The sequence below is a fragment of the Polaribacter sp. SA4-10 genome (genome assembly GCF_002163835.1).
GTDB lineage: Bacteria > Bacteroidota > Bacteroidia > Flavobacteriales > Flavobacteriaceae > Polaribacter.
The window spans coordinates 2,220,680-2,233,266 of record NZ_CP019331.1; the positions used below are offsets into that span (position 1 = coordinate 2,220,680).

Consider the following 12,587-nt stretch of genomic DNA (forward strand, 5'->3'; position numbering starts at 1 on the left):
ATTGAATAAAATCTTTAAAAACATATTTACATTTGGTATACTTACTTTTATAGTAACCCTTTCTTCTTATGCACAAACCAACACAGATAAAGACTCTACTAACGTAAAAAAAGATACTTTAAATTTAAAATATAACTTTAGTAAACTTCAAAAAGGAGGGTTGTTTTTAGATGATTTAGCAGAAAAAACGATTGTTTTTGATAAAGAGCTGAACAAATATGTAATTGTAGAAAAAATAGGAGATTATTACACAAGAACACCTATTTACTTATCTCCAAAAGAATATGAACAATATCGCTTAAAAAGTGATATGTTACAATATTTTAAAGACAAAGTAAGTGCTGAAAGCGGTAAGACAAAAGGTGCTAAAGACGCACAAAAAAACTTACTACCCACTTATTATGTAAACTCTAAATTTTTTGAAACCATTTTTGGAGGAAATACAGTAGAGGTAACTCCTACTGGAAGCTTAAATTTAAAGCTTGGTTTTATTTATCAAAACACAGACAACCCACAATTATCAGAAGAAAACAGAAGTAGTTTTACGTTTGATTTTGATCAACAAATTAACGCAAGTATACAGGCAAAGGTTGGAAGTAGATTAAAATTTACAGCCAATTACGATACACAGTCTTCTTTCGATTTTCAGAATTTAGTAAAAGTAGAGTTTATTCCTCCTTCGCTTTCAGATGTTAAATACGGAGAAGATGGTATTATTCAAGGAATTGAAGCTGGTAATATTTCTATGCCCATTAAAAACTCTTTAATTAATGGAGCACAAAGTTTATTTGGTCTTAAAACAAAATTACAGTTTGGTAATACAAATATTACAGCCGTTTTTTCTCAGCAAAATTCAGAAAGTAAAACAGTAGTTGCAGAAGCTGGAGCTTCTATTCAGGAGTTTGAATTAAAAGCGACAGATTATGATAATGATAGACACTTTTTCTTATCACAATATTTTATAGATAATTATGCAAATTCACTAAAAAGATATCCTTTAATAAATAGTCAAGTAAATATTACAAGAATTGAAGTTTGGATTACAAATAGAAATGCAAGTACAGAAGATTATAGAAGTATTGTTGCGTTTGCAGATATTGGTGAGTCAGAAAATAATGTACTTGTAAACCAAACTGGTGCAGTACAACCAACAAGTCCTCCTTCTGTTTCTGGAGGAAATTTACCTACAAATGAATCTAATAATTTATCTGCATTATTAACAGCAAATAGCGGAATTAGAGATATTTCTACAGTTGATGCTACCTTGCTTTCTTACATGATGCAACAAGGAACAGATTATTCTATTCTACAAAATGCTAGAAAATTAGATATAAATGAATTTACATTAAACTCACAATTAGGTTTTATTTCTTTAAATAGAAGGTTAAATGATGGTGAAGTTTTAGCTGTTGCTTATGAATATACTGTTGCAGGAAACGTAAACGGAAGTACTAAAAAATCTTTTAAAATTGGTGAATTTTCTAATGATGGAATTCAATCTCCAGATAACTTAGCTGTAAAATTATTGCGTAGTGAAATTCTACAAACAAAAAGAGATGATGGAAATGGTGGCGAAGAATCTTTTCCTACTTGGCGTTTAATGATGAAAAACGTGTACGCTTTAGGTGCTTACCCTTTATCACAAGAAGGATTTCGTTTCGAAATTCAATATAGAGATGATGCTACAGGTATTGCATCAAACGTATTACAAAATGCACAAACTACAGGGATTGCAAATCAACCATTAATACAAGTTTTAAAATTAGATCAATTAGATCAAAGTCAGTTTAGAAACCCTGATGGTTATATAGATTTTGTTGAAGGAGTTACAGTAAATTCTCAAAACGGATATGTTATTTTCCCAGAGCCAGAACCTTTTGGTAATGACTTAGTAAAAGACAATTCTATTTCAGGTGATGAAGGTTTAGACCCAACTACCACAGATGTTTCTAATTATGTGTTCAAAGAATTATATTTAAACACAAAAATTAACGTAAAAAACAATTTTCAGAATAAGGATAAATATTTCTTAAAAGGATATTTTAAATCAGAAACTTCTGGCGGAATCCCTATTGGTGCTTTTAACGTTCCTAGAGGTTCTGTAAAAGTAACTGCTGGCGGAAGACAATTAGTAGAAGGCGTTGATTATGTTGTAGATTATCAATTAGGAAGAGTACAAATTATAGATCCAGGGTTACAATCTTCTGGAACTCCAATAAGTGTTTCTACAGAAAACAATGCTGTTTTTAATCAACAAAGAAAAACCTTTATGGGGGTTGATATTGAACACAAATTCTCTGAAGACTTTATTGTTGGTGCCACAATTTTAAATGTGAACGAAAGACCTATTACTCCAAAAGTTAATTTTGGTGCAGAACCTATTGATAACACTATGTTTGGGGTAAATATAAACTACTCAACAGAAGTACCCTATTTTACAAAATTGGCCAATAAATTACCTTTTGTAGATACAGATGTTCCTTCTAATTTATCTGTAAAAGCAGATATGGCTTATTTACTTCCTGGAACACCAAGTGGAATTGATGTTACTGGTGCAGCAACTTCTTATATAGATGATTTTGAAGCCTCTCAAATTCCTATAAGTTTATTATCTCCTTTAGATTGGTATGAAGCAAGTACACCAAAATATTTTCCAACATTTAATGGGGAACAAGATGATTTATCTTACAATTACAAAAGAGCAAAATTAGCTTGGTATAATGTAGATCAAATTTTTTATGGCGCTGGTGAAACACCTACAAGTATAGATGCTGATGAACTTTCTAGAGCAGAAACAAGACAAATTAATTACAGGGAATTATTTCCTAATGTTCAATTAGATATTACTCAAAACTCGCTAGTTAGAACTTTAGATTTAGCCTATTTTCCAGAAGAAAGAGGTTCTTACAACTTTAATCCTGATGCTAAAATTATTGAAGGAGAAGTAACTCTTAATAACCCAGAAACAAATTGGGGTGGAATTATGCGCCCTTTAACAACAAACAATTTTGACCAAGCAAATGTAGAATATATTCAGTTTTGGATAATGGATCCTTATGAGAATTATTCTATAACAAACTCAGAAGGTTTACCAGCAGGAATAAATCCAAACGATCAAACAAATCAAGTTGGAGATTTATATATTAATCTTGGTAATATCTCTGAAGATATTTTAAAAGACAACCGTAAAATGTACGAAAACGGTTTACCAGAAGATGGATTAAAAGTAGATGGTAATAATGTAAATAGAACAACTTGGGGAGATGTTCCTAGAAATCCATCAATTATTTATGCCTTTAATTTAGATGATGGAGCAAGAGAAAATCAAGATGTTGGTTTTGATGGTTTAAATGATGCAGATGAACAAAAATTAGCAGGAATTGGTAATTATGCTTCTTTAGCTGATCCTGCTGCAGATAACTTTCAGTATTTTAGAGGAGCCGAGTTAGATGCAATAAATGCATCCCTTATAAGAAGATATAAAAACTTTAATAACACAGAAGGAAACTCAGTAACGTTAAATCAATCTACAGAATCTTATCCAACTTCCTCATCAACGTATCCCGATGTAGAAGACATCAACAGAGATCAAACAATGAGTACTGTAGAAAGTTACTATGAGTATAAAATTTCTATGAATAAAACCGATTTGGTAAAAGGGAATAATTTTATTGTTGATGAAAAAACAACAACTGTTACCTTAGAAAACGGTAGTTCTCAACAAACAAAATGGTATCAATTTAGAGTTCCTGTTAGAAGTGGAACACCAATAAATGGTATTTCAGATTTTAATAGTATTCGTTTTGTAAGAATGTTTTTAACCAATTTTAAAATGCCAGTAATCATTAGATTTGGCGAATTAGATTTGGTACGTGGAGATTGGAGACGTTATGTAAAAACGTTAGATGAAGATGTAGCTCCTGCAATAAATTTAACACAAACAGAATTAAATGACTTTGAAGTTGGTGTTGTAAGTATAGAGCAAAATGAAGGTAGTTATATTCAGCCTCCAGGAATTGAGAGAGAACGTTTACAAGGAAGTACAACTGTTCAATTACAAAATGAGCAATCTGTAACTTTAAAAGTAAACAACTTACAAGCTAATAGCATTAGAGCTATTTATAAAAACATAAGTATCGACTTAAGAAGGTTTAAAAATCTTAAAATGTTTATGCATTTACAGTCAAACTCTGGTTCTAATATAGATGCAGAAGGTTTACATGCAGTAATAAGATTAGGAACAGATTTAGATGACAATTATTATCAAATAGATTTACCCTTAACAGTGAGTCCTGCAGGTACTTCTCAATTAGATATTTGGCCAGAAGCAAATAATTTAGATGCATTTCTAGAAACTTTTGGAAAAATAAAACTAGAAAGAAATGCACTTGGAACTACAATTGCTCCTATAAACGAGTTATTTACATCTACAGAACAAGACCCAAATTCAACCTACACTATTAGTGTAAAAGGAAACCCAACTTTAGCACAATTAAAAACGATAATGTTGGGTGTAAAAAACACTACAAATTCAACAAAAAATGGAGAAGTTTGGTTTAATGAGTTACGTTCTTCTGGTTTTGATAATGATGGCGGTTGGGCGGCTGTTGTAAATGCAGATGCAAATTTTGCTGATGTTGCCAATGTTTCCTTATCAGGTAGCATGTCTACTGTTGGTTTTGGTAATGTAGAAGATAGAGTAAGCCAACGTAGTTTAGATGAAACTAAGCAATATGATGTTGCAACAAGTATTAATTTAGGTAAAGTATTTACCCCAGAAAGATGGGGAATTCAATTGCCAATGAGTTACAGTGTTGGTGAGAAATTTATAGATCCAAAGTTCGACCCACAATATCAAGATGTAAAATTAGCGGATGCGATAGCGCAAAATCCAAATAGTGAATTTTCTAGAGATTATACAAAAAGAACTAGTATTAGTTTTAACAATGTAAAAAAGAACAGAAACCCTAATTCTACTAAAAAACCTAAGTTTTACGATGTAGAAAACATGTCTGTTTCTTATGCTCATAACAAAGAGTTTCATAGAGATTACAATATTAAAAAATATATAAATGAAAATGTAACAGCTTCTGCTTCTTACAATTTTAATTTTAAATCTAAATCTATAGAGCCTTTTAAAAATTCTGAGAAACTTAAAAATAAATACTGGAAACTAATAAAAGACATCAACTTTAATCCAATACCAAAAACAGTAGCTTTAAATTCTAGAATTAATAGAAGTTATAACGAACAACAATCTAGAAACTTAGTTGCTGGATTATCTGTACAACCAGAATTAAAACAACGTAGATTTTTGTTTGATTGGGATTATACAATTGGTTTCGATTTAACAAAATCGCTTCAATTAAACTTTAATGCAACCAATAGTTATATTTATGATGCATTTGAAAGTGATGAAGAATTAGAAGTTTTTGATGATTTCTTTAACACAGGAAGACCAAATCATTATCATCAAAAACTAAACGCAACATATAAATTACCAATTGATAAAATTCCTTTTTTAAGTTTTATAAAAGCAGATTATGGGTATACAGCAGATTTTGACTGGCAAACATCTTCACAAGATCAAGAAATTGTTTCTCAAATAGGAAATGTTATTCAGAATGCAAATACGCACAACTTAAACACAACTATTAATTTTGAAAAATTTTATAAAGGTCTTGGTTTTGAAAAGTTATTATTAACAAAATCTCAACGTAAAAAAGCAAAAGGATTAAAAGGAAATGGCTTGCCTACAGCACCTAGAAGAATCAATAAAAATAAAAAGCTATCCTTAGGAAAAAAGATTTTAAAAGGCACTTACGATGTTATTACATCCGTAAAAACAGGAAAAATAAGTTATTCAGAAAATAACGGACAATTATTACCAGGATATACAGAAGACATTGGTTTTTTAGGTGGCGCACCAACTTCTTTTGCTTTTGGTAGCCAAGTAGATATTAGGAATAAAGCATTAATTAATGGTTGGTTAATTAACCCTAGAGATCCAATAAATAGTGAGTATTATAATAAAACATATAGTAAAACACATTATAATAAGTTAGATTATTCATTTACTCTAAAACCTTTTAAGGATTTTAATATTGAGGTTAGAGGTAATAAAATTCAAACAAGAGACTTATCACAACAATTAGATGTAATTGAGAATGGTGAAGAATTTGGAGAAATAGACACGGCTATTAGTGCTTTCGAAACAGGAAACTTTAGTACAAGTCATTCTATGATTTCTACAGCATTTTCAGATGGAGATGCGTTATTTCAACAGATGAGAGATTATAGAAGTATTCTTTCTAATAGATTATCAATAGAAAATGGAGTTCCTGCTGCAGGTTTTGGAGAAAACAGTCAGCAAGTGTTATTGCCTGCATTTATAGCTGCGTATTCTGGTAATAATCCTGATAAAGTAAGTACAGGTTTGTTTAGAGATGTACCCATTCCTAACTGGTCTTTACGTTATAATGGGTTAATGAAATTCAATTTTTTCAAAAAGAACTTTAGCAATTTTGTTGTTTCTCATGGATATAATTCTTCATACACAATTTCTAATTTCACCAATAACCTACAACATAATAGCTTAAATCCTTATGCTGAAACAAATACGACTTCTGGAAATTATGAACCAGAATTATTAGTATCTGCAGTTACCTTGGTTGATGAGTTTTCACCATTAGTAAAAGTAGATATGAAAATGAAAAATTCATTTTCGTTTAGAGGAGAGATTAAAAGAGACAGAACTTTAACAATGAACTTTAACAATAGTACTTTAACAGACATAAAAGGAACTGAATACATATTTGGTTTAGGTTATGTATTTAAAGATGTTAAATTCGACACCCGTTTTACCGGGAAAAAACAAACCTTAAAAGGCGATGTTAATTTAAGAGCAGATGTTTCTTTAAGAGATAATTTAACACAAATTAGATCTGTAGATGAAGATAATAATCAAATAAGCGGTGGTCAAAAACTATTTTCAATTAAATTTACTGCAGATTACAGATTAAATAGTAATTTAACCGCGTCGTTTTATTACAATCATCAAACGTCTAAATATGCTATTTCTACCACTTTCCCAAGGCAAGCAATTAATGGTGGATTTAATATTATTTACAATTTAGGAGGAAATTAAAATAATAACAAAATAAATTTTTATTAAGAAATGAACATTCCATCAGAATTAAAATACACTAAAGATCACGAGTGGATTAAAATAGAAGGCAATACAGCAACTGTAGGTGTTACCGATTTTGCTCAAGGAGAGTTAGGAGATATTGTTTATGTAGATGTAGACACCTTAGATGACACAGTAGAGGAAGGAGATGTTTTTGGTTCTGTAGAAGCCGTTAAAACAGTTTCAGATTTATTTATGCCTTTAACAGGTGAAATTATAGAGTTTAACGAAGGTTTAGAAGATGAACCAGAATTAGTTAATTCTGATCCTTATGAAAAAGGTTGGATGATTAAAATTGATATTTCTGACAGTAAACAAATAGATGACCTTTTAGATGCAGAAGCGTATAAAAAACTTATTGAAGGATAGCATTTTTATAATAGCAATATCTATAACAATTAGTATTGTATATTTAAGTTTGATGAAAATGCCAAAAATTGGAATAAGTTTTGGTAACATAGATAAGGTCTATCACTTATTTGCATACTTTACATTAACTATCTGTTGGTTGTTTACTTATTATAAAAAACCTAAAGCAAAGTATATTGTAATAGTTAGTTGTATTATTTTTGGCATAATTATTGAAATATTACAAGGTACAATAACTTCATATAGAACTGGAGATTACATAGATATAGTTGCAAATACAGCTGGAGTTATCGTAGCATTAACGATTTATAATCAAATTTTAAAAAAAAATAAGGTTAATTCACAATAACACTTGTGTATAACATAATAATTTAACTAAATTAGCGAACTATTAAAAACTCTTTATAATGGAAATTAAGAAAAATCCAAAATCGAATTTAGAAAATTACAGCAAAATTTTTATGCAAATTGGGCTTGTATTAGCACTATTCATAACTTATGTTGCAATAGAAAAGAAAACATACGATAGAAATATTGGTGACTTGGGTTCTGTTTCTATGAATGCTGAAATGGAAGAAGAAACGATAATTACTGAAAGAATAGAACCAGTAAAACCAAAAACACCACCACCACCAGCTCCTGAAAAGATTGAAATTGTTGAAGATGAAAAGGAAGTAGAAGAAACTATAATTGAATCTACAGAAACGGATGAAACTGAAGCTGTTGAAATTGTAGAAATTGAAGAAGTGGAAGAAGTTATAGAGGATGTAAGTTTCATGATTATTGAAGACGTTCCTGTATTTCCAGGTTGTAAAGGAAGTAAAGCTGAACTAAAAAAATGTTTTAGTAAAATGGTTCAAAAACATTTTTCTAGAAAATTTGACGCAGAGCTACCTAATGAATTAGGTTTATCTCCAGGAAGGAAAAGAGTATTTATTGGTTTTAAAATTGATAGAAACGGTAATATTGTAAATATACAAGCAAGAGCACCACACCCAAAAATTAAGGATGAAGTAATTAAGGTAATGAAATTATTACCTAAAATGAAACCAGGTAGACAAAGAGGGAAACCAGTAGGTGTTAAATATAGTATTCCTTTTACTTTATTAGTAGAGTAATTAAAATTATATTTTAAATGCATAAAAAACGTTTAGAGGTTCTCTAAACGTTTTTTATGCATTTAAAATAAATTTGTTCTAAACAATTAATAGAGAAATAATAGAATAACTAATGTTATGAAGCATTAAGAAACGAATATTAAATGAGCGATTTAAAATAAAAAAGTGTCCAATAAATTTACTTTTAACTTGACAAATAGAAAACCAGAATTTATATTAAGTTGACATAAATTTATACTTTATTACTGGGTTTATTTTAATAATTGACTCAAATTATTACATTATGTATAGGATTAAAAGTGTTTACTATTTTAAGTATTTGGTTTCTATTTTTTAGAAATAGTTTGTATAAAACTGAATAAATTTAAAGAAAATTAAAAATCCAGAATTTGAGGACTAAGAGTAGAATTGGTTATTAAAAATTGAACAAATAAAAGCGCTCCACAACACACTATAAAATTAATTATAAAATACTTGCTAATTTTCTATTAAGAACTAAAAGAACGTAACTAATAAATAGTATTATGCTCTTCGATTTACTACAATAACGTGAGTTTTAAACACTCATTACTTAACAATGGTCAAATTGTATTAGATCAAATATTATTCTTAAAAATAAATAAAAAATCTCCTAAGAATTACATTAATTCTTAGGAGATTTTTGTCCTTATAAAAAAGGATTATGTTTTATCTATTTGTTGCTAAAGCATTTTCAGATTTCCATAAATTTACGTTAACTATTGCGTTATTATCGTAATTAATTTCTTTTAAAGACTCTTTAGTCCAAACAAACCATTTACCAACTTTTTTTCCATTATCGTAATAAGCTAATTGAATTTTTTTCCCTTCATTATCAAAACGAGTCCATTCTCCTGTTAATTTTTTATCTTTAAAATAACCTTGTGTACTTATAGATCCATCTTCATAATAATATGTAGCCTTCACTAAATCTCCTTCTGCCTTAAAGGTTGGTTCGTTATCCTGTGAATACCCTATTGATGCAATACAAAGAATACCAATTATTATAAGTTTTTTCATGATTTCTATTTTTAAGGTTTACAATTCCTTTACGAATATATGTATTATTATAACAATTAAAAAACAATTTAGTAACATTAACTTAACATTGTATAGTTTTTTGTAAAAAAGAAATAAAAAATTAATATTTTGGCAATAAGGAAAGTAATTGAAGTAGTAGCAAATTCTTAGAAAAGTTAGGAAGATACAACTAGAAAAGTAGTAAAGTAGATCTCTAAACCTCTATTTGTACAACACCTGAGTGCAGTTGATAAAGACAATGATGTAGAAGCGTTTAACGTAAATTTAAAAATTATTTTTGAAGTAAATTAAAGCTAAAAACTACTAATAAGAAGGATTTGTTAACTCTATTAAATCAATTTAAAAAAAATGAGTTACCTTCAAATTACACTTATCTGTATTATTGAACTTATACACATTTACATAGTATATATAGAAATATTTTTATGGACTAAACCAAGGGAATTAAAGCATTTGGACTAAAGAGTAGATAGTTTGTTAAAGAAACTAAAGTTTTAGCTGCAGGATTAATTTGGTCCATAATTATAAAAAGCACAGATATAGCTTTATTCTTTTTAATACGTATCTTTATTGCAGGTATCTATGGCACCTAATCCACAAAGAGAAAAAGTATCTTGTATTTTCAATCCATTCCAGCACCAATATCTTTAATTAAAATCTTAAACTATGAACACTAAAACTATAATCTTAAGTATTACTTTATTTACTTTTTTAGTAAAAAGTACCTCTAGCCAAACAGATCCGAATTTTGAATTCAAAAATGCAGTTCGAGAGGAGATAGGCGCTGTAAAAAAACTTAAAAAATTTGACAATGAAGACCTAAGAAAGACAATTCACGTACGATTTTTACATCAAGACTATAAAAAAGCATATATCAGTAATTCTAAACAAGTATATCTTTTGAGGTACAATATCTTTACTGATGAAATGGAGTATGTGAAGAACAATAATATTTATACTTTAAATAAGAGTGAACATAAAATTATTGACTTTTTTGAGATAAAAGCAAAATATGGAATATTTTATTTAGATAATGAATTAAATTATTTTTTAATAAAAAATTCAGGCAAAAACTCTGTTTTAATCAAACAAATTGTACAATTTGATGAAGGTAAAAAAGTCGTTACACAATTTGATACTAAAATAGCACCAAAATTTTTCAGAAAAAACGATCAACTCTTTATTGCTTTCAATAATAAAGAACTTAAAAGTATACCTAAAAGAAAGAAAGCATTTTATAAATTATTTAATAATAAAGCTGCTCTAATAAAAAAATATATGAGTGAACAAAAATTATCTCATAAAAATATTGACGATATAGTAAAAATTACAACTTATTTTAACTCTCTTTAATAACATTACAATGGAAGAATACCTAGAAAAAATAAAAGACCTACTAATTGAATTTACTCCAAATATTATTATTGCTTTTGCAATTTTAATTATAGGATTATTTATAATTAATATAATAATAAAGACTTCAAGAAGGTTAATGCTAAAAGGAGGTGTTGATATAACGCTTCAAAAGTTTTTAGGTAATTTAATTGGTTGGGTACTTAAAATATTATTACTTATTACTGTTGTTTCTAAATTAGGTATTGCAACCACGTCTTTTACTGCTATCATTGCTGCTGCTGGTTTAGCTGTAGGTTTGGCACTACAAGGTTCTCTTGCAAATTTTGCAGGTGGTGTTTTAATAATGATTTTTAAACCCTTTAAAATTGGTGACTTAGTTGAAGCTCAAGGAGAAATTGGCGTAATAAAAGAAATTGAAATCTTTACAACTAAACTAACAGGTTTGTCTAACAAAGAAATTATAATTCCTAATGGTTCTTTATCTAACGGCAATATTGTAAATTATTCTACAGAAGGGACACGTAGAGTAGATTTCACTTTTGGAGTTGATTATGCTGCTGATATAAAGCAAACAAAAGAGGTTTTAATGAACGTTTTAACTTCGCATCCTAAAGTGTTAAAAGATCCTGCTCCTGGCGTTACAGTTTCTGAATTAGCAGATAGTTCTGTAAATTTTGCAGTAAGGCCTTGGTGTAAAACAGAAGATTATTGGACTGTTTATTTTGATGTTACAGAAAACACAAAAATAGCTTTAGATAAAGCAGGAATAGAAATTCCTTATCCACACCAAGTAAACGTTAAAAAGTAGGTTTCTTTTTCTTTTGAGGAATCACAACAAAATCTTTTAAATAAAAAGGTTCAAAATAAGCGACATCTTCGATGTCGTTTTTTTTGTACTTATTATATGATAATTCTGCCATTTCTTTTGATGATGGAAATTTATCATCAACAAAGACTGCATTTTCATGCGTAATAATTTCTTTACATTTCTCAGCTCCATCACCTAAAAAATATACTTTTTGATTTTTAAGATAATTTAAAAATGAAGTTTCGTCAATAATTTCTGCCTTAATTTCTCTTATTTGCTCATAATTCTTATCAAAAACTGCAGCATACACTTCCATTCTTCTAGCATCCAACATCGGAATAATAACTCCTTTATCAATAGAAATAGAATGCGCTAAAGATCTTAATGTTTCTATAGAAATTAAAGGCTTATTAAAAGCAAAACAAAGCCCTTTTGCCGCAGAAACTCCAATTCTAAGTCCAGTGTAAGAACCTGGACCTTTACTTACCGCTACTGCGTCTAATTCTTGGGAAGTAATTTGTGCGTCTTCTAAAAGAGCTACAATAAATGGATGTAAAACTTCTGCATGAGAATAATTACCGTTATTTAGTTCTTTAATTGCTAAAATCTCTCCGTTTTTAGCAATGCTGACAGAACAATTTTTGGTTGCAGTTTCTATGTTTAGGATAATTGCCAAGGTCTACTATTT

Annotated in this window: 8 protein-coding genes; 6 read left to right on the top strand and 2 right to left on the bottom strand. The window is 28.9% G+C overall.

All coding sequences use genetic code 11. The annotated features are described in order from the left end of the window. The first annotated feature begins 1 nt into the window (after position 1). From sprA to BTO04_RS09570, 4 genes are read left to right on the top strand one after another with little or no spacing between them, the layout of a single operon-like run. A complete protein-coding gene (gene sprA / locus BTO04_RS09555) occupies positions 2-7,147 on the top strand; it encodes a cell surface protein SprA (protein WP_087564278.1) in 7,146 nt (2,381 codons plus the stop codon). A gap of 30 nt (positions 7,148-7,177) precedes the next feature. Then, positions 7,178-7,558: a glycine cleavage system protein GcvH gene (gene gcvH, locus BTO04_RS09560; RefSeq protein ID WP_087564279.1), complete on the top strand. Its 381-nt coding sequence runs from the start codon at positions 7,178-7,180 to the stop codon at positions 7,556-7,558. Positions 7,559-7,616: 58 nt separating this feature from the next. Continuing rightward, positions 7,617-7,907 (top strand): VanZ family protein, encoded by a 291-nt coding sequence (locus BTO04_RS09565; protein WP_232455883.1) that lies wholly within the window; start codon positions 7,617-7,619, stop codon positions 7,905-7,907. Positions 7,908-7,965: 58 nt separating this feature from the next. Beyond that, complete coding sequence (locus tag BTO04_RS09570) at positions 7,966-8,676, top strand: energy transducer TonB (protein ID WP_087564281.1); 711 nt, start codon at positions 7,966-7,968, stop codon at positions 8,674-8,676. Positions 8,677-9,363: 687 nt separating this feature from the next. On the opposite strand, the gene BTO04_RS09575 is transcribed toward BTO04_RS09570, so the two are convergent. Further along, positions 9,364-9,714: a toxin-antitoxin system YwqK family antitoxin gene (locus BTO04_RS09575; protein ID WP_087564282.1), complete on the bottom strand. Its 351-nt coding sequence runs from the start codon at positions 9,712-9,714 to the stop codon at positions 9,364-9,366. Between the two features lie 687 nt (positions 9,715-10,401). Here BTO04_RS09575 and BTO04_RS09585 point away from each other — a divergent pair. Then, a complete protein-coding gene (locus tag BTO04_RS09585; protein ID WP_087564283.1) occupies positions 10,402-11,088 on the top strand; it encodes a hypothetical protein in 687 nt (228 codons plus the stop codon). A gap of 10 nt (positions 11,089-11,098) precedes the next feature. Beyond that, the gene (locus BTO04_RS09590) at positions 11,099-11,899 is read left to right on the top strand and encodes a mechanosensitive ion channel family protein (protein WP_087564284.1); all 801 of its coding nucleotides are present in this window, start codon (positions 11,099-11,101) and stop codon (positions 11,897-11,899) included. Here BTO04_RS09590 and tsaB read toward each other — a convergent pair. After that, positions 11,889-12,575, bottom strand: coding sequence for a tRNA (adenosine(37)-N6)-threonylcarbamoyltransferase complex dimerization subunit type 1 TsaB (tsaB, locus tag BTO04_RS09595; protein WP_087564285.1), 687 nt, complete (start codon positions 12,573-12,575; stop codon positions 11,889-11,891). The genes BTO04_RS09590 and tsaB overlap by 11 nt on opposite strands. Positions 12,576-12,587: the final 12 nt, after the last annotated feature.

Coding starts and splice junctions, on each gene's coding strand:
- gcvH (WP_087564279.1), top strand. CDS start 7,178: ATGAACATTCCATCAGAATTAAAATACACTAAAGATCACGAGTGGATT.
- BTO04_RS09565 (WP_232455883.1), top strand. CDS start 7,617: ATGCCAAAAATTGGAATAAGTTTTGGTAACATAGATAAGGTCTATCAC.
- BTO04_RS09570 (WP_087564281.1), top strand. CDS start 7,966: ATGGAAATTAAGAAAAATCCAAAATCGAATTTAGAAAATTACAGCAAA.
- BTO04_RS09575 (WP_087564282.1), bottom strand. CDS start 9,714: ATGAAAAAACTTATAATAATTGGTATTCTTTGTATTGCATCAATAGGG.
- BTO04_RS09585 (WP_087564283.1), top strand. CDS start 10,402: ATGAACACTAAAACTATAATCTTAAGTATTACTTTATTTACTTTTTTA.
- BTO04_RS09590 (WP_087564284.1), top strand. CDS start 11,099: ATGGAAGAATACCTAGAAAAAATAAAAGACCTACTAATTGAATTTACT.